This window comes from Serratia sp. CY71090, assembly GCF_052166845.1.
GTDB classification, from domain to species: domain Bacteria; phylum Pseudomonadota; class Gammaproteobacteria; order Enterobacterales; family Enterobacteriaceae; genus Serratia; species Serratia nematodiphila.
Genome location: NZ_JBJNOA010000001.1, coordinates 169006 through 186546 on the forward strand (window position 1 = coordinate 169006; position 17541 = coordinate 186546).

Annotated in this window: 18 protein-coding genes; 11 read left to right on the forward strand and 7 right to left on the reverse strand. The window is 60.1% G+C overall.

Translation table 11 applies throughout. From position 1 onward, the window contains the following. Positions 1 to 10: 10 nt before the first annotated feature. Both folX and yfcG read right to left on the reverse strand, forming a co-directional pair. Positions 11 to 382, reverse strand: a complete 372-nt coding sequence (gene folX, locus ACJ8OK_RS00850) for a dihydroneopterin triphosphate 2'-epimerase (RefSeq protein ID WP_004936094.1) — start codon at positions 380 to 382, stop codon at positions 11 to 13. A gap of 111 nt (positions 383 to 493) precedes the next feature. Then, entirely contained in the window at positions 494 to 1123 is a 630-nt protein-coding gene (yfcG, locus tag ACJ8OK_RS00855; protein WP_004936091.1) for a GSH-dependent disulfide bond oxidoreductase, read from the reverse strand. A 233-nt stretch (positions 1124 to 1356) separates the two neighbouring features. On the opposite strand from yfcG, the gene yfcE reads away from it, so the two are divergent. Further along, a complete protein-coding gene (yfcE, locus tag ACJ8OK_RS00860) occupies positions 1357 to 1908 on the forward strand; it encodes a phosphodiesterase (RefSeq protein ID WP_060559977.1) in 552 nt (183 codons plus the stop codon). A 99-nt stretch (positions 1909 to 2007) separates the two neighbouring features. Then, positions 2008 to 2553 carry an NUDIX hydrolase YfcD gene (yfcD, locus tag ACJ8OK_RS00865; RefSeq protein ID WP_004936086.1) on the forward strand — a complete coding sequence of 182 codons (546 nt, stop codon included), beginning with the start codon at positions 2008 to 2010 and terminating at the stop codon, positions 2551 to 2553. A gap of 54 nt (positions 2554 to 2607) precedes the next feature. Here the strand turns inward: yfcD and ACJ8OK_RS00870 are convergent, their stop codons facing one another. Further along, a complete protein-coding gene (locus ACJ8OK_RS00870; protein WP_004936083.1) occupies positions 2608 to 3627 on the reverse strand; it encodes a LacI family DNA-binding transcriptional regulator in 1020 nt (339 codons plus the stop codon). A gap of 310 nt (positions 3628 to 3937) precedes the next feature. Between ACJ8OK_RS00870 and ACJ8OK_RS00875 the strand changes: the two genes are divergently transcribed. The 5 genes from ACJ8OK_RS00875 to ACJ8OK_RS00895 all read left to right on the forward strand — a co-directional run bounded on the left by ACJ8OK_RS00875 (position 3938) and on the right by ACJ8OK_RS00895 (position 7975). Then, on the forward strand, positions 3938 to 4381 hold the full coding sequence (locus ACJ8OK_RS00875) for a PTS sugar transporter subunit IIA (protein ID WP_060559976.1): 444 nt from the start codon (positions 3938 to 3940) through the stop codon (positions 4379 to 4381). A 92-nt stretch (positions 4382 to 4473) separates the two neighbouring features. Continuing rightward, positions 4474 to 4755, forward strand: a complete 282-nt coding sequence (locus ACJ8OK_RS00880; protein WP_015378585.1) for a PTS sugar transporter subunit IIB — start codon at positions 4474 to 4476, stop codon at positions 4753 to 4755. A 23-nt stretch (positions 4756 to 4778) separates the two neighbouring features. Further along, a complete protein-coding gene (locus tag ACJ8OK_RS00885; RefSeq protein ID WP_004936074.1) occupies positions 4779 to 6158 on the forward strand; it encodes a PTS ascorbate transporter subunit IIC in 1380 nt (459 codons plus the stop codon). A 13-nt stretch (positions 6159 to 6171) separates the two neighbouring features. Then, on the forward strand, positions 6172 to 7023 hold the full coding sequence (locus ACJ8OK_RS00890; RefSeq protein ID WP_004936071.1) for a transketolase: 852 nt from the start codon (positions 6172 to 6174) through the stop codon (positions 7021 to 7023). Beyond that, positions 7016 to 7975 (forward strand): transketolase family protein, encoded by a 960-nt coding sequence (locus ACJ8OK_RS00895; RefSeq protein WP_033632504.1) that lies wholly within the window; start codon positions 7016 to 7018, stop codon positions 7973 to 7975. Before ACJ8OK_RS00890 ends, ACJ8OK_RS00895 begins: the two co-directional genes overlap by 8 nt. A 63-nt stretch (positions 7976 to 8038) precedes the next feature. On the opposite strand, the gene pta is transcribed toward ACJ8OK_RS00895, so the two are convergent. Both pta and ackA read right to left on the reverse strand, forming a co-directional pair. Further along, positions 8039 to 10198 (reverse strand): phosphate acetyltransferase, encoded by a 2160-nt coding sequence (gene pta / locus ACJ8OK_RS00900; protein WP_442530333.1) that lies wholly within the window; start codon positions 10196 to 10198, stop codon positions 8039 to 8041. Positions 10199 to 10272: 74 nt separating this feature from the next. Further along, on the reverse strand, positions 10273 to 11475 hold the full coding sequence (gene ackA, locus ACJ8OK_RS00905) for an acetate kinase (protein ID WP_004936063.1): 1203 nt from the start codon (positions 11473 to 11475) through the stop codon (positions 10273 to 10275). A 358-nt stretch (positions 11476 to 11833) separates the two neighbouring features. Here ackA and yfbV point away from each other — a divergent pair, with 358 nt between their 5' ends. The 4 genes from yfbV to ACJ8OK_RS00925 all read left to right on the forward strand — a co-directional run bounded on the left by yfbV (position 11834) and on the right by ACJ8OK_RS00925 (position 15530). Next, positions 11834 to 12289 (forward strand): terminus macrodomain insulation protein YfbV, encoded by a 456-nt coding sequence (yfbV, locus tag ACJ8OK_RS00910; RefSeq protein WP_004936061.1) that lies wholly within the window; start codon positions 11834 to 11836, stop codon positions 12287 to 12289. A 142-nt stretch (positions 12290 to 12431) separates the two neighbouring features. Continuing rightward, a complete protein-coding gene (locus tag ACJ8OK_RS00915) occupies positions 12432 to 12926 on the forward strand; it encodes a YfbU family protein (protein ID WP_004936059.1) in 495 nt (164 codons plus the stop codon). A 17-nt stretch (positions 12927 to 12943) separates the two neighbouring features. Beyond that, on the forward strand, positions 12944 to 13600 hold the full coding sequence (locus ACJ8OK_RS00920) for a sugar phosphatase (protein WP_004936056.1): 657 nt from the start codon (positions 12944 to 12946) through the stop codon (positions 13598 to 13600). A gap of 79 nt (positions 13601 to 13679) precedes the next feature. Beyond that, on the forward strand, positions 13680 to 15530 hold the full coding sequence (locus tag ACJ8OK_RS00925; RefSeq protein WP_071591449.1) for an SLC13 family permease: 1851 nt from the start codon (positions 13680 to 13682) through the stop codon (positions 15528 to 15530). 27 nt (positions 15531 to 15557) lie between these two features. Here ACJ8OK_RS00925 and yfbR read toward each other — a convergent pair whose 3' ends face one another. Together yfbR and ACJ8OK_RS00935 are read right to left on the reverse strand one after the other, a co-directional pair. Continuing rightward, positions 15558 to 16157 carry a 5'-deoxynucleotidase gene (gene yfbR / locus ACJ8OK_RS00930; RefSeq protein WP_442530334.1) on the reverse strand — a complete coding sequence of 200 codons (600 nt, stop codon included), beginning with the start codon at positions 16155 to 16157 and terminating at the stop codon, positions 15558 to 15560. Positions 16158 to 16264: 107 nt separating this feature from the next. Next, a complete protein-coding gene (locus tag ACJ8OK_RS00935; protein ID WP_004936047.1) occupies positions 16265 to 17479 on the reverse strand; it encodes a pyridoxal phosphate-dependent aminotransferase in 1215 nt (404 codons plus the stop codon). Positions 17480 to 17541 lie beyond the last annotated feature (62 nt).

A 17541-nucleotide genomic window follows, 5' to 3' on the forward strand; every position in this document is an offset into this window, starting at 1 on the left:
CCTCCCTGAGTTAGCCCCGGCGGTAGCTCATGGTCATGGAGACCGAATCGGCGTAGCGCAGAGCCAGAAGTTTATCTATCTCCACTTCAGCATAGGTTACCCAGGCGTGTTCTTTTACGATGTCGAGCACATCCTGCGTTAATTTTTCCAGCAACGCGAAACGGTTATCTTCCACATGGCGGATGATCGCTTTGGTGATGGTGCGGTAGTTGAGCGCGTCGGCGATGTCTTCGCTGTTGCGCGCCTTGTCCGCCGGGTAGTGGATCACCACGTTGATCAGAACGTCCTGCCGGTTGTTGATTTCCTCTTCCTTGATACCGATGAACGTGCGCAGCCGCAGATTTTTAATGCGAATAACGGCGTCGGGTTGACTGAAAGACATCAGAGATTCTCCATAGGTCTGATTATTAGCGTTCAGAATACACGGAAAGTAAGGAAATGATAACGTGAGGACGATGTGACTCCCCGGCCGACGGGGAGTCGGAGGAGGCGATTAGGCTTGTTCGGCCAGTTTGTAGGCGCGCTCGGTCGCCGGGCGGTTGCTGATGCGCTCGAACCAGTTGCGCACCGCCGGGTAATCTGCCAGATCGATGCGCTGGCGCGGATGCGACACCACCCACGGGTAGGTGGCGATATCGGCGATGCTGTAGTTATCGCCGCCCAGGTACGGGTGTTTTTGCAGTTCAGCGTCCAGCACGCCGTACAGCCGTTTGGTTTCCAGATGGTAACGCTCGATGGCGTAAGGCACCGGCTGCGGCGCGTAGTGGTTAAAGTGGTGATTCTGCCCGAGCATCGGCCCGAACCCGGCCACCTGCCAGAACAGCCACTGCAGGGTGGCGGCGCGTTCGCGCAGGCCCTTGCTCAGCAGCTTGCCGGTCTTCTCCGCCAGATACAGCAGGATTTCCCCGGACTCGAACAGGCTGATTGGCGCGCCGCCGTCCACCGGTTGCTGATCGACAATCGCCGGGATTTTGTTGTTGGGAGAAATGCTCAGAAAGTCCGGTTTGAACTGCTCGCCGGCGCTGATGTTTACGCGATGGATACGGTAGGGCAAGCCGACCTCTTCCAGAAACAAGGTGATCTTGTGACCATTGGGAGTAGGCGCGTAATACAGGTCAATCATGTTGCCTCCTGCGGTAAGGTGATCTGTAATTCATTACACGTTGCTGCGGTCTTCGCCGCGCACAAAGGTATATCAGAGATCCAACAATAGCAGCTAAGGATAGCAGGCTATGTGGGATTCGTCCGATGCTATCTGCGCAGTTGGATCACAATTCTCCACCGGAGCGGGCGGCGGTTTGCCGCACGGCGCCGGCGCGGTAAAATGGCGCTTATTTCCCTCTATAGGACAAGGTTATGAAGCTGATGTTCGCCTCGGATATCCACGGATCGCTGCCGGCTACCGAACGCGTGCTGGAATTGTTCGCACAACAGGGAGCTGACTGGCTGATTCTTCTGGGCGATTTGCTGAATCACGGCCCGCGCAACGCGCTGCCGGCCGGGTATCAGCCCGCTCAGGTTGCCGAACGATTGAATCGCTATAGCGACAAGATCATCGCCGTTCGCGGCAATTGCGACAGCGAGGTCGATCAGATGCTGCTGACGTTTCCCATCGAGGCGCCCTGGCAGCAGGTTTTACTGCAAAAAAGACGATTGTTTTTGACCCACGGTCACCTTTATCATCCCTCGGCACTGCCGCCGTTATCCCGCGGTGACGTCCTGGCCTACGGCCATACGCATCTGCCGCAGGCGGAGCGGCAGGGTGAGATCTATTGCTTCAATCCGGGCTCGGTCAGCATCCCGAAAGGGGGCTTTCCGGCCAGCTACGGCATGTTGGATCGGGGCACTTTGCGCGTGCTGACGCTCGACGACGGCAAGGTCGTCGCGGAGGTGGCGTTAACACGCTAAACGCACTAATTTATACACACACAATAAAAATCTTTGAAAAACACTCATTGATTAACCAGCGCGCGGGATGCATCGCGCCAAAATAGAAGGTTTTAGAGGATGGCGGAACAGGGTCAGGCTGCAGATACCGAATGGGTTGATATCGTCGACGAGCAAAACGAGGTGATTGCGCAATCCAGTCGTCAACAGATGCGGGCGGAGCGGCTGCGTCATCGTGCTACCTATATTGTGGTGCATGATGGGATGGGAAAAATTCTGGTGCAGCGTCGCACCGAGATCAAGGACTTCTACCCGGGCTGGTTGGATGCGACGGCGGGTGGCGTAGTGCAAAGCGGTGAAAACGTGCTGGATTCGGCGCGCCGCGAGGCGGAAGAGGAGCTGGGCATCGCCGGCGTGCCTTTCGCCGAACACGGTCTGTTCTACTTCGAAGAAGAGCAGTGCCGGGTGTGGGGCGCGCTGTTTAGCTGTGTGTCGCACGGCCCGTTCGCGCTGCAGGAAGAAGAAGTGGCTGAAGTGTGCTGGCTGACGCCGGAAGAGATCACCGCGCGCTGCGACGAATTTACCCCGGATTCGCTGAAGGCGCTGTCGCTGTGGCTGACGCGCAACAACGAGCAGGATTACGGTAAGCCGCTCGACAACCACTGAGACGCCAACGCGTGAGAAAGCCGGTCATCGACCGGCTTTTTTTATGGCGCGGATTCAGCAGCTGTCGCGGCGGCACAGCGTGGCGGGCAGGGAACCTGCCGGCTGCCAGGGTTGCTCGTTCAGCCGCGCCAGCAGCGCCTGGCCGGCCTGAATGCCGATGTCGCGATGCGGAATGGTCATGGTGGTCAGCGGCGGCTGGCACACCCGGCTGAACTCGCTGTTGCCGAATCCCACCACCGCCAGATTGTCCGGCACCTTGATGCGCCGCCGCTGGCATTCATACAGCGCGCCGCCGGCCAGTTCGTCCGAGGCGCACACCAGCGCGTCCAGCTCCGGCCAGGCCAGCAAGAATTCCGGCAGCTGCTGCGCGCCAGTGCTGAAGCTGGCGGGCTGCGCGGCGTTGATCACCCGATGCGGCGACATATGGTTGCGCAGCAGCGCCTTGTGCCAGCCCTGCAGGTGCTGCTGGAAAATCCACTGTTCCTGATTGGCGCACAGCAGCCCGATGTTCTGATAGCCGCTGGCGATCACCGTTTGCGTCAGCTGATACATGGCCGCCACGTAATCGATGCCGATGCTCATGTCGATCGGATCGGCACGCACGGCGCCGATCTCCACTACCGGAATGTTGGCGGCGATCAACGCGTTGCGGGCATTTTGCGAATGCTCGACGCTGAGCAGCACCGCCGCCGCCAGGTTGTAAGAGAGCAGCGTCTCCAGCAGTTTCTCCTCGCGTTCCAGGTGGTGCTGCGATTCCGCCAGCATGATGTGATAGCCGGCGGGCTGCAGCACTTTCTGCAGGCCGGCGAACATCTCGGCGCAGCCGGATTCGGACAGGCTGGGCACCACCATGGCGATGGTGTAAGAGGAGGCCGACGCCAGCGAACTGGCGGCCAGGTTGGGCAGATACCCCAACTCGCTCACCGCGGCTTCAATCTTCTCGCGCAGTTTGTCTGAAACCTGCTCCGGCGTGCGCAGCGCGCGCGACACCGTCATGGTGCCGACGCCCGCCAGCTGCGCTACATCAGCCAACGTCACCCTGCCCGTGCTGCGTCGTTTTTTACCGATCGACATGCCAAATCCCGACTGAAATGCGCGCGCGGCGCATAAAAATGGTGAGGGTGGGAAGCCGACGGCGCGGCTTCGACGATCCCCGTATGCGGCACATTCTACCCCGTTAGCCGAAAGAGCGAGAAAAAATTGTGGTTAACGTCATACCGCGGCACGGCGTTTTGATAGCGCTATCACAGATCTGCATGATAGCGCTTTGGTAGCGCTATCTTTGTGATATCCATCACTGTGTGCCCGGGAGGGGTTGATTAAAGTTTTACCGTCGCCGGTGAATTAATCACCAGCCGCAATCATCGACTCTCGGGAGGATAACGTGCTGAAAGAGTGGCTGACCGCCGATCATATACAGCTGTGCGAACGGGTGGAGGACTGGCGCCAGGCGGTAGCGCTGAGCGCGCAGCCGCTGCTGCAAGACGGTGTGATTACGCCGAATTACCTGACGGCCATCTTTCATCAGCAGGAGAAGCTCGGCCCTTACTTCGTCCTGGCGCCGGGCATCGCCATGCCACACGCCCGACCGGAGCAGGGCGCCAACGCGCTGGGGTTATCGCTGTTGAAGATCCATCAGGGGGTGAACTTTCATTCCGCGGATAACGATCCGGTTCAGGTGGTGGTGATGCTTTCCGCACCCGACGGCAACAGCCACATCGAATTGATTTCGCAACTGGCGGAATTATTTTCCGATAACCAGGCCATGGAGGCGTTATTTCACGCCAAAGATAAACGGCAAATCGAGGATATTATCGCCCGCTATTAACGTTTAATCACCAGGAACATTATTAATGCTAACAACGCCGGGAATATGACCGGCGGCGCTACCCTACACGCTAAATTCAACAGGTGGATATCATGAAAATCATGGCGATTTGCGGTTCAGGTCTCGGCAGCAGCTTTATGGTGGAAATGAACATTAAAAAGGTGCTGAAAAAGATGGGGGTGGAGGCCGAGGTTGAACACTCCGATCTGTCGTCCGCCACTCCCGGCGCGGCCGACGTGTTCGTGATGGCGAAAGACATTGCCGACAGCGCCAGCGTGCCGGCCGAGCAGCTGGTGGTGATCAGCAACATCATCGACATCAATGAGCTGGAAGCCAAGCTGCGCGCTTACTTCGAAGCCCACTCAATCCTCTGAATAAAACGATTGGCGAGGTGGATATGTTTATCCAGGAAACGCTCAAGTTTGTGGTGGATATATTAAAGGTGCCTTCGGTGCTGGTCGGGCTTATTGCGCTGATCGGTTTGCTGGCGCAAAAGAAATCCTTTTCCGACGTGGTGAAAGGCACGGTAAAAACCATTCTCGGCTTTATCGTTTTGGGCGGCGGCGCCACGGTATTGGTCGGGTCGCTCAATCCGTTGGGCGGCATGTTCGAACACGCGTTTAATATTCAGGGCATCATTCCGAACAACGAAGCGATCGTCTCTATCGCGCTGGAGAAATACGGCGCTTCCACCGCCTTGATCATGGCGTTTGGCATGGTGGCGAACATCGTGGTGGCGCGCTTCACCCGGCTGAAATACATCTTCCTCACCGGCCACCACACCTTCTACATGGCCTGCATGATCGGCATCATCCTGACGGTGGCAGGCTTCGAGGGCGTGCAGTTGGTGTTTACCGGCGCGTTGACCCTGGGGCTGGTGATGGCGTTCTTCCCGGCGATTGCCCAGCGCTATATGCGCCGCATCACCGGCAACGACGATATCGCTTTCGGCCACTTCGGCACCCTGGGCTATGTGTTGTCCGGCTGGATCGGCTCGAAGGTGGGCAAAAATTCGCGCTCAACCGAGGAGATGAACCTGCCGAAAAACCTCAGCTTCCTGCGCGACAGTTCCATTTCGATCTCGATGACCATGATCGTCATCTACCTGATCCTGGCGATCTGCGCCGGGCGGGCCTATGTGGAAAGCGAGCTCAGCGGCGGCCAGAACTACCTGGTGTATTCGATTATCCAGGCCATCACCTTCGCCGCCGGGGTGTTCATCATTCTGCAGGGCGTGCGCTTGATTCTGGCGGAGATCGTGCCGGCGTTCACCGGCTTCTCGGAAAAACTGGTGCCTAACGCGCGGCCGGCGTTGGATTGTCCGGTGGTTTATCCCTATGCCCCCAACGCGGTGCTGATCGGCTTCCTGTTCAGCTTCCTTGGCGGGTTGGCCGGGCTGTTCCTGCTGGGGCAACTGAAGATGGTGCTGATCCTGCCCGGCGTGGTGCCGCATTTCTTCACCGGCGCTACCGCCGGGGTGTTCGGCAACGCGACCGGCGGGCGGCGCGGCGCGATGCTGGGCGCCTTTGCCAACGGGCTGCTGATCACCTTCCTGCCGGTGCTGCTGCTGCCGGTGTTGGGGGCGCTGGGTTTTGCCAACACCACCTTCTCCGACGCCGACTTCGGCGCGATCGGCATCCTGCTGGGCAATATGGCGCGCTTTATGTCGAAGGAGATGATCATGTTGGCGATCGTCGCCGTGTTCGCGCTGCTGGTGGCGCATAACTTCCTGGGAAAACGCAAAGGCGCGCCGGCCGCTGACCGCGTCGAGAAATAATGAGGGCAGACTGATGAACGACACAACGAGCGAAACGGAAATTGAAGAGCTGCGTGCCCTGGCGCGCGCGATCCGCCTGGAAACGCTGAAAGCGCTGACCGGGCTGGGCTTCGGCCACTATGGCGGCTGCATGTCGGTGGTGGAGACGCTGGCGGTGCTGTACGGCGGCGTGATGCGCATCGATCCGGCGGATCCGGACTGGCCGGAGCGCGATGACTTTGTGCTGTCGAAAGGGCACGCCGGCCCGGCGCTGTACAGCACGCTGGCGATCAAGGGCTACTTCCCGCTGGCGGAACTGAAGACCCTCAACCAGAACGGCACGCGTCTGCCGAGCCACCCGGACCGGCTGCGCACGCGCGGCGTGGACGCCACCACCGGCTCACTGGGGCAGGGCGTGTCGATCGCCGCCGGCATGGCGTTATCCCATCGGCTGGCGGGGCGGCGCAATCGGGTGTTCAGCATTCTCGGCGACGGGGAGCTGAATGAAGGACAGTGCTGGGAGGCGTTCCAGTTTATCGCCCACCACAACCTGAACAACCTGACGCTGTTCATCGATTACAACAAGCAACAGCTGGACGGCGCGCTGGACGAGGTGATCCAACCGTTCGATCTGGCCGCCAAGTTCCGCGCCTTCGGCTTTGAGGTGCAGACTGTCAAGGGCGACGACATCGCGGCGCTGCTGGCGGCGGTAGCGCCGGCGCGCGGCGGTGAACAGCGGCCGCTGGCGATCGTGCTCGACAGCATCAAGGGACAGGGCGTGACCTATCTGGAAAACCTGTCGAACTCACACCACCTGCGCCTGACGCCGGACGTGCAGTTGGAGATCGAAAAAGCCATCGCCGAACTGGAGGCCGCCCATGTTTAACGTAGTGACGCAGTTGGAAAACGACACCGTCGAAATGCGCAAAGTCTACGCCGGCGCGGTGCGGCGGCAGATTGAGGCGGGCGCGCCGATCATCGCGCTGGAGGCGGATTTGATGAGCTCGATGGCGATGGACGGCGTGCACCAGGATCATCCGCAGCACGTGATCAACTGCGGCATCATGGAGGCCAACGTGATCGGCGTCGCCGCCGGGCTGTCGCTCACCGGCCGGGTGCCGTTCGTGCACACTTTCACCGCCTTCGCCAGCCGCCGCTGTTTCGATCAGCTGTTCATGTCGCTGGATTACCAGCGCAACAACGTCAAAGTGATCGCCTCCGACGCGGGGGTGAGCGCCTGCCACAACGGCGGCACCCACATGTCGTTCGAAGACATGGGCATCGTGCGCGGGCTGGCGCATTCGGTGGTGCTGGAGGTGACCGACGCCACCATGTTCGCCGACGTTCTGCGCCAGCTGATGGATCTGCGCGGCTTCTACTGGGTGCGCACCATCCGCAAGCAGGCGACGCGCATCTACCAGGAAGGCTCGCGCTTTACCATCGGCAAGGGCAACCTGCTGCGCGACGGTGACGATATCACGCTGATCGCCAACGGCATCATGGTGGCGGAGGCGCTGAAGGCGGCGGAGATGCTGGCGCGGCAGGGTGTCAGCGCGGCGGTGATCGATATGTTCACCCTCAAGCCTATCGACCGTGAACTGATCAAAACCTACGCGGCCAAGACCGGACGCATCGTCACCTGTGAAAACCACAGCATTCATAACGGGCTGGGATCGGCGGTGGCGGAGGTGTTGGCGGAGGAGTGCCCGACGCCGATGCGGCGCGTGGGGGTGAAGGAGCGTTACGGCCAGGTGGGCACCCAGGCGTTTTTACAGCAGGAGTATGGTCTGACCGCCGAACATATTCTGGAGGCCGCCGGGCAGCTGCTGGCGCGTTAGGGAACGCAAAAGAAAAGCGCCGGTCAGTGACCGGCGCTTTTTTATCGCTCAACCTGAAGAATATCAGGCCTTGGCGGCGGCAGCGTCAGCCTGGGAAGACTGGATCGCCGTCAGCGCAACGGTGTAGACGATATCGTCAACCAGTGCGCCGCGCGACAGGTCGTTCACCGGCTTGCGCATGCCTTGCAGCATCGGCCCGATGGAGACCAGGTCAGCGGAACGCTGTACCGCTTTGTAGGTGGTGTTGCCGGTGTTCAGATCCGGGAAGATGAACACGGTCGCCTGGCCGGCCACCGGTGAGTTCGGCGCCTTGGACTTGGCAACGTCGGCCATGATGGCGGCGTCGTACTGCAGCGGGCCGTCGATGATCAGGTCCGGGCGTTTTTCCTGCGCCAGACGGGTCGCTTCGCGCACTTTCTCGACGTCGCTGCCCGCACCGGAGTTGCCGGTGGAGTAGGAGATCATCGCCACGCGCGGCTCGATGCCGAAGGCGGCGGCGGAATCCGCAGACTGGATGGCGATTTCAGACAGCTGCTCGGCGGTCGGATCCGGGTTGATCGCGCAGTCGCCGTAGACCAGTACCTGGTCAGGCAGCAGCATGAAGAACACGGAGGACACCAGCGAGCTGCCCGGCGCGGTTTTGATCAGCTGCAACGGCGGACGGATGGTGTTGGCGGTGGTGTGAACCGCGCCGGAGACCAGACCGTCGACTTCGCCTTGTTCCAGCATCAGGGTGCCGAGCACCACGTTGTCTTCCAGCTGCTCGCGCGCGACCACTTCGGTCATGCCCTTGCTCTTGCGCAGCTCAACCAGACGCGGCACGTAGTTTTCACGCACGGCGACCGGATCGACGATTTCGATGCCTTTGCCCAGCTCAACGCCTTGCGCCGCCGCGACGCGCTGGATCTCGTCCGGGTCGCCGAGCAGCACGCATTCCGCGATGCCGCGTTCGGCACAGATGGCCGCCGCTTTCACGGTGCGCGGTTCGTCGCCTTCCGGCAGCACGATGCGCTTGCCGGCTTTACGCGCCAGCTCGGTCAGCTCGTAACGGAACGCCGGTGGAGACAGGCGGCGTGAACGCTCGGAGGTGGCGGTCAGCGAATCGATCCACTCGGTGCTGATGTGGCTGGCCACGTAGTTCTGCACTTTCTCGATGCGCTGGTGGTCGTCCGCCGGCACTTCGAGGTTGAAGCTCTGCAGGCTCAGCGAGGTCTGCCAGGTGTTGGTGTCGACCATGAACACCGGCAGGCCGGTCTGGAAGGCGCGTTCGCACAGCTTCTTGATCGGCTCGTCGATGGCGTAGCCGCCGGTCAGCAGGATGGCGCCGATTTCCACGCCGTTCATCGCCGCCAGGCAGGCGGAGACCAGCACGTCAGGGCGGTCTGCGGAGGTCACCAGCAGGGAGCCCGGGCGGAAGTGTTCCAGCATGTGCGGAATGCTGCGCGCACAGAAGGTCACGGACTTCACGCGGCGGGTCATGATGTCGCCTTCGTTGACCACGTGGGCCTTCAGGTGGCGAGCCATGTCGATGGCGCGGGTGGCGATCAGATCGAAGCTCCACGGCACGCAGCCCAGAACCGGCAGCGGGCTGTTGGCGAACAGCTGCGCAGGATCGACATGGGCGATGCTGGCCTTGGTGGAGTCGTCGAAGATTTCGGACAGGTCAGGACGGGTGCGGCCCTGATCGTCGACCGGTGCGTTCAGCTTGTTGATGATCACGCCGGTGATGTTTTTGTTCTTGCTGCCGCCGAAGCTGGTACGCGCCAGTTCGATGCGCTCTTTCAGCTGCGCCGGGGAGTCGTTGCCCAGCGCCAGCACGAAGACGATCTCGGCGTTCAGGGTTTTGGCGATCTCGTAGTTCAGCGCGTTGGCGAACTGATGCTTGCGGGTCGGCACCAGGCCTTCGATCAGCACCACTTCCGCGTCTTTGGTGTTCTCGTGGTAGCGCGCCACGATCTCTTCCATCAGCACGTCTTGCTGGTTGGAGCTCAGCAGGCCCTCAACGTAATCCATGCGCAGCGGTTCGGCCGCCGGGATGGTGGAGTTGCTGCGGATGATAGTGGTGGTCTGGTCGAGTGCGTTGTCGCCGGTGCGCGGTTGAGCGATAGGTTTGAACACGCTCAGACGAACGCCTTTTTGCTCCATGGAGCGGATGACACCCAGGCTGACGCTGGTCAGGCCGACGCTGGTGCCGGTGGGGATCAACATAATAGTACGTGACACTGAATAGTCCTCTTCACGATTAACATGAGGCTAAAACAACACCGTCAGCCTGGGCTGACGGTGTTTTGAGAGCATTACGCGGTCAGGCGGGATGCGTCCTGCGCGATGACCAACTCTTCGTTGGTCGGGATCACCAGCGCCAGGCGGCTGCCGTCTTTGGTGATGGCGCCGGATTTGCCGAAGCGAGCGGCCATGTTGCGATCGTGATCGATTTCGAAGCCCAGCAGGCCCAGTTTGTTCAGGGTCAGCTCACGCACCATGCCGGCGTTCTCGCCGATGCCGCCGGTGAAGATCACCGCGTCCAGACGGCCTTCCATCAGCGCGCTGTAGGCGCCGACGTATTTGGCCAGACGGTGGCAGAACACGTCCATGGCGCGTTTGGCGTCGGCTTTGCTGTCGTAGTTGTCTTCAACGTAACGGCAGTCGCTGGTGACTTCGGTCAGGCCCAGCAGGCCGGATTCTTTGGTCAGCATCTTGTTGATCTGATCAACGCTCATGCCCAGAGAATCGTGCAGGTGGAAGATGATAGCCGGATCGATGTCACCGCTGCGGGTGCCCATTACCAGGCCTTCCAGCGGGGTCAGACCCATGGAGGTGTCAACGCACTGGCCGTTGCGCACTGCGGTGACGGAACCGCCGTTGCCCAGGTGGCAAGTGATCACGTTCACTTCTTCCACCGGCTTGTTCAGCATCTTCGCGGCTTCCTGAGTCACGTAGAAGTGGCTGGTGCCGTGTGCGCCGTAGCGGCGAACGCCGTGGTCGCGATACAGGCTGTACGGCAGGGCGTACAGGTAAGATTCTTCCGGCATGGTCTGGTGGAACGCGGTGTCGAACACGGCAACGTTCTTGTCAGCCAGGTGAGGGAAGGATTTCAGCGCTTCCGCGATGCCGATCAGGTGAGCTGGGTTGTGCAGTGGTGCAAACGGCACGGAATCTTTGATACCCTGCAGAACTTCGTCGTTGATCACGGCGGAGGCGGTGAACTTCTCGCCGCCGTGCACGATGCGGTGGCCGATGGCGGTCAGCTGCGCGGAAAGCTCTGGTTTTTGTGCCAGAATAGTATTAACAATGAAGTTCAGCGCTTCGCTGTGTGCAGCGCCGGCCCCCAGGGCAGCTTCGTGTTTGGCGCCGTCCATTTTCCACTTGATGCGAGCTTCAGGCAGGTGGAAACACTCGGCCAAACCGGAGAGGAATTCGTCGCCGTTAACGGCATCGATGATGGCGAATTTCAGAGAAGAACTGCCGCAGTTAAGAACCAGTACTAGCTTACTCGACATGGAAGTACCTACTTAAATAGTCGTGTTGTTAAAAGAAAATCGAACACACGTGGTGAATTAATCGTCAATCAGACAACAAGCGTAGCGCATAGTGCCGATGACATTTATGATTAACATCATGTGAAGTGCACAAATCACAGGATGATGGAAAAACCGATGATTTCTCTGCGGTTTAAATAATCTTGATTTTTATAGGGCTAAAAGTTGACAAAATTTACGTCATCTTCTACCGGCCACAAGGCCGGCTTAGGATACCGATAGCCCGGTGCAAACACAAAATAAATTTAAAGCTTCAAATTTTTTAGTATGGTCTCTGGCAGCACGCTTTTAGTTTCTTTACGTGACGTTGAGGTACGCAATGACGAGCAAACCGTCCGGTTCCGTAAGCTGGTTTCAGGTCTTCCAGCGCGGGCAGCATTATATGAAAACCTGGCCGTCAGACAAACGTCTGGCACCGGTCTTTCCGGAGAACCGCGTTGCGCGTGCCACCCGTTTCGCTATTCGTTTCATGCCGCCGTTGGCGATTTTCACGCTGACCTGGCAGATCGCGCTCGGCGGCCAGCTCGGCCCGGCGATCGCCACCGCGCTGTTCGCTTGCAGCCTGCCGATGCAGGGCTTGTGGTGGCTGGGGCGCCGTTCGGTCACGCCGCTGCCGCCGACGCTGTTGCAATGGTTCCATGAGGTGCGTAACAAGCTGACGGAAGCCGGACAGGCGGTGGCGCCGCTCGAAGGCACGCCGACCTATCAGACGTTGGCTGATTTGCTCAAGCGCGCCTTCAAGCAGCTGGACAAAACCTTCCTTGACGATCTGTAAATGAAAAAAGGCCGCGCTGTGCGGCCTTTTTCGTCTAAGCGCCAATAACCCCGGTTTAAATCAAAGAACGGTCGAGTTGTGATTTCCTGCGTTCTTGCGCTGTGCGATGCTCCCGCCATCACACAGAAATGAGGAAATCCTGATGGAAATGACCAACGCCCAGCGGCTGATCCTGTCGAATCAGTACAAGATGATGACCCTGCTCGATCCGGACAACGGCGATCGTTATCGCCGGTTGCAAACCATCGTCGAACGCGGCTTCGGTTTGCAAATGCGCGAGCTGGATCGCGACTTCGGCGAACTGAGCGAAGAGGTGTGCCGCACCATCATCAACGTGATGGAGATGCATCATGCGCTGCAGGTTTCCTGGGGCAACCTGAAAGAGAAGCAGGATCTGGACGAGCGCCGCCTGGCGTTTCTCGGTTTCGATGCCGCGACCGAGGCGCGCTACCTGAGTTACGTGCGTTTCCTGGTCAGCACCGAGGGGCGCTATACTCACTTTGATTCTGGCAGCCACGGTTTTAACGCCCAGACCAAAATGTGGGAAAAATATCAGCGTATGCTGGCGATTTGGCAGGCCTGCCCGCGCCAGTATCACTTGAGCGCCGTTGAGATAGCGCAAATCATCAATGCTTGATTAAGAAGAGGTTTTCTGTGGAGTGTAAGGGTTTTCTGTTCGATCTTGATGGCACCCTGGTGGATTCGCTGCCGGCGGTAGAGCGCGCCTGGACGCACTGGGCCGAGCGCCGCGGCGTCGACCCGCAAGCGGTGCTGGACTTCATTCACGGTAAACAGGCCATTACTTCTCTGCGCCACTTTATGCCGGGTGAAAGCGAAGCGGAAATTCAGCGTGAATTCCAATTGCTGGAGCAGGTGGAAGCGCAGGATACCGACGGCGTTCGCGCGCTGCCTGGCGCGATTGCGTTGCTGGAGCGCCTGAACGCGCTCGGCATCCCTTGGGCGATCGTCACCTCCGGTTCGGTGCCGGTGGCCGGCGCTCGCCGCCAGGCCGGCGGTTTGCCGCAGCCGGCGGTGTTCATCACCGCTGAGCAGGTTAAACATGGCAAGCCGCAGCCCGACGCCTATCTGCTGGGCGCCGAGCGCCTGGGGCTGGCGCCGCACGAGTGCGTGGTGGTCGAAGACGCACCGGCCGGCATTCTCTCCGGCCTGGCGGCGGGTTGCCAGGTGATTGCGGTCAACGCCCCGGCCGATGCGCCGAAGCTGGAGCAGGTCGACCTGCGGCTGGATTCGCTGGCGCAGATCGCCGTCGATAAAACGGCGCAGGGCGCGATCGTTCGCCGGCTGGCCTGAGTGGCATTATCTTCACCCTAATTGATTAGACCCCGCCTCGGCGGGGTTTTTTTATGCTATTTTTTAGGCCCTTGGACATTTGCCGGATGAGGCCGTTTTGAACAGCGAATTACTGTGGGTGCTGAGTTTACTGCTGATTGCCATCGTGCTGTTTACCACCAACAAGCTGCGTATGGACGTGGTGGCGCTGTTGGTGATCATCGCTTTCGTGCTGAGCGGCACGCTCAGCCTGCAGGAGGCGACGGTCGGTTTCAGCGATCCCAACGTGATTTTGATCGCCGCGCTGTTCGTGATCGGCGAAGGGCTGGTGCGCACTGGCGTGGCTTATCAGGTGGGCGACTGGCTGGTCAAAGTCGCCGGCAGCAGCGAAACCAAAATGTTGATGCTGCTGATGGTGACGGTCGCCGGGCTGGGGGCATTTATGAGCTCGACCGGCGTGGTGGCGATCTTTATCCCGGTGGTGCTCAGCGTGACGGCGAGAATGAAGATCGCGCCGGGGCGGCTGATGATGCCGCTCAGTTTCGCCGGGCTTATCAGCGGCATGATGACGCTGGTGGCCACGCCGCCCAACATGGTGGTCAACAGCGAACTGGTGCGCGAAGGCATCCATGGTTTCGGTTTCTTCAGCGTGACGCCCATCGGCCTGGCGGTGCTGGCGCTGGGCGTCGGCTACATGCTGATCGCCCGCCGTTGGCTGGGCAGCAGTGACACGGGCAAAGCCGGCGACGACTGGCAGCGCCGCTCCTTCCGTGACCTGATCCGCGATTACAAGCTGACCGGCCGTGCGCGGCGGTTGGCTGTCCGCAGCGCTTCGCCGCTGATCGGGCGTTCGCTGGACGAGCTGCACCTGCGCGCGCGCTATGGCGCCAACGTGGTGGGCATCGAGCGCTGGAAACGCTTCCGGCGGGTGATGGTCAGCGCCTCCGGCAGCACCGAGCTGCGCGAGGGCGACGTCCTCTTGATCGACATGTCGGACAGCCAGGTCGATCTGCGTGAATTCTGCGGCGAACAGCGGCTGGAGCCGATGGTGCTGCGCGGTGATTACTTCTCGGAACAATCGCGCAACGTCGGCATGGCGGAGGTCTCGCTGATCCCGGACTCGGCGCTGCTGGGCAAAAGCCTGCGCGAAGCGGCGTTCCGCAGCCGCTACGATCTGAACGTGGTGGGCATCCGCCGCCACGGCGAGACGCTGGGCGGCAAGTTGGTGGACGAGCCGCTGGAACTGGGCGACATCTTGCTGGTGATCGGCGACTGGAAGGCGATTCGTCAGCTGCAGGCCAAAACCCACGACTTTATCGTGCTCAATCTGCCGGCCGAGGTGGACGAAGTGGCACCGGCCATCACGCAGGCGCCGCACGCGCTGTTTTGTCTGGCGCTGATGGTGGCGATGATGCTGACCGACGAAATCCCCAACCCAATCGCGGCGCTGATCGCCTGTTTGCTGATGGGCAAGTTCCGCTGTATTGATATGGAGAGCGCCTATAAATCAATCCATTGGCCGAGCATTATTTTGATCGTCGGCATGATGCCGTTCGCGCAGGCGCTGCAAAAGACCGGCGGGGTCGATCTGATCGTCAGCGGGCTGATGGACGTCGCCGGCGGCGCGGGGCCGCGCGTGATGCTGCTGTGCCTGTTCGTCTTGTGCGCCACCATCGGCCTGTTTATTTCCAACACCGCGACGGCGGTGCTGATGGCGCCGATCGCCATTGCCGCCGCGCGCGAAATGGGGGTATCGCCATACCCGTTCGCGATGATTATCGCCGTCGCCGCGTCCGCCGCCTTTATGACGCCGGTCTCTTCACCGGTCAATACGCTGGTGCTGGGGCCGGGCAATTACAAGTTCGGCGATTTCGTGCGGCTCGGCGTGCCGTTCACCCTGTTGGTGATGGCGGTCAGCGTGATTGTGGTGCCGTGGCTCTACGGTTTTTAACGGCGCAGCGAGGCTGCGCCGGCGGGGTTACAGCGAGTTGTCGAGGCTGATTTCGTCCAATGACAGGCTGAAACTGGGAATGAATACCTCCATGAAGTAGTCCATTTCCGGGCTGCGGCGCTGCTCCAGGGTTTTATCCAGCCGCGCCTTGGCCAGGGTGAATTCGTTGTTGCCGGCAGAGAGTTCTTCCAGGCATTTCAGGTAGGCGCACAATGCGTCCGCCTGCTTTACCACCTGTTTTTCATCTTCGCTGTAGTAGTGCTCATCGAGAATGGTGCGGAAATCGTTGCGCAGTTCCGCGGGGATCATGTCCAGCAGCTTTTGCTGGGCGATCTTTTCGATCTTCTTGTACTCATGGGCGATCTGCGGATTGTAGTACTTGATCGGCGTCGGCATGTCGCCGGTGATCACTTCGCTGGCGTCGTGGTACATCGCCAGCAGGGCAACGCGGTCGGCGTTGAGATTGCCGTTGAATTTGCGGTTCTTGATCACCGCCAACGCGTGGGCGACAAAGGCCACCTGCAGACTGTGTTCGGAGACGTTCTCGGTACGCACGTTGCGCATCAGTGGCCAGCGGTTGATCAGTTTCAGGCGGGACAGATGGGCGAAGAAATGGCTCTGGCTCATGGTGCTCTCTTTAACGGCAAGTGAGGGCCCCATTGTGAAGCAGTGACGGCGAATTTTGCAACCGGGCAATGAGAGAAGGGCGCAGCAAGGCGCTGCGCCCCAGGCGATTACTGATGGTAGCCTTCAAGGAAACGGCCCAGCTTGCCGACCGCCATTTCCAGCTCGTCTACGCGCGGCAGGGTGACGATACGCACGTGATCCGGGTAGGGCCAGTTGAATGCGGTCCCCTGCACCAGCAGCACTTTTTCCTGCAGCAGCAGATCCAGCACCAGTTTCTGGTCGTCATGGATATTGAAGCGTTTGGCATCGATGCGCGGGAACATATACAGCGCGCCCTGCGGCTTCACGCATGAGACGCCCGGAATGTCGTTGAGCAGTTCCCAGGTGCGGTTGCGCTGTTCGTACAGACGGCCGCCGGGCTGAATGAATTCGCTGATACTTTGATAACCGCCCAGCGCGGTCTGAATGGCGTGCTGCATCGGCACGTTGGCGCACAGGCGCATCGAAGCCAGCATCTCCAGCCCTTCGATATAGCCTTTGGCGTGCTTCTTCGGCCCGTTCAGCACCATCCAGCCTTGACGGAAGCCCGCCACGCGGTAGGTTTTCGACAGGCCGTTGAAGGTCACGGTCAACAGATCCGGCGCCAGCGCAGCGATCGAATGATGCTCCGCTTCGTCATACAGGATCTTGTCGTAGATTTCGTCGGCGAAGATGATCAGGTTGTGTTGGCGGGCGATCTCGACGATCTGCTCCAGCAGCGCTTTGCTGTACACCGCGCCGGTCGGGTTGTTCGGGTTGATGATCACGATGCCGCGGGTGCGCGGGGTGATCTTGCTGATGATGTCGTCCAGATCCGGGAACCAGCCGGCCTGCTCATCGCACAGGTAATGTACGGCCTTGCCGCCGGACAGCGAGACCGCGGCGGTCCACAGCGGATAGTCCGGCGCCGGCACCAGCATTTCGTCGCCGCTGTTGAGCAGCGCCTGCATGGATTGAACGATCAGCTCGGAGACGCCGTTGCCAATGTAGATATCCTCAACGGTCACGTCACGCATGTTGCGCGCCTGATAGTGCTGCATGATCGCTTTACGCGCCGAGAAGAGGCCCTTGGAGTCGGAGTAACCTTGCGCCGTGGGCAGATTGCGGATCACGTCGACCAGGATTTCGTCCGGGGCGTCGAAGCCGAACGGGGCAGGGTTGCCGATGTTCAGTTTCAGGACTTTGTTGCCTTCTTCTTCAAGACGTTTAGCTTCTTTAAGCACCGGGCCGCGAATGTCATAGCAGACGTTGTCCAGTTTGCTGGATTTCTCAATGGGGGACATAAAAAGTTGAGCCTTTTGCTGGGATAGGGGCGCTCCTACCGTGGGACGCCGCAACCCGCCCA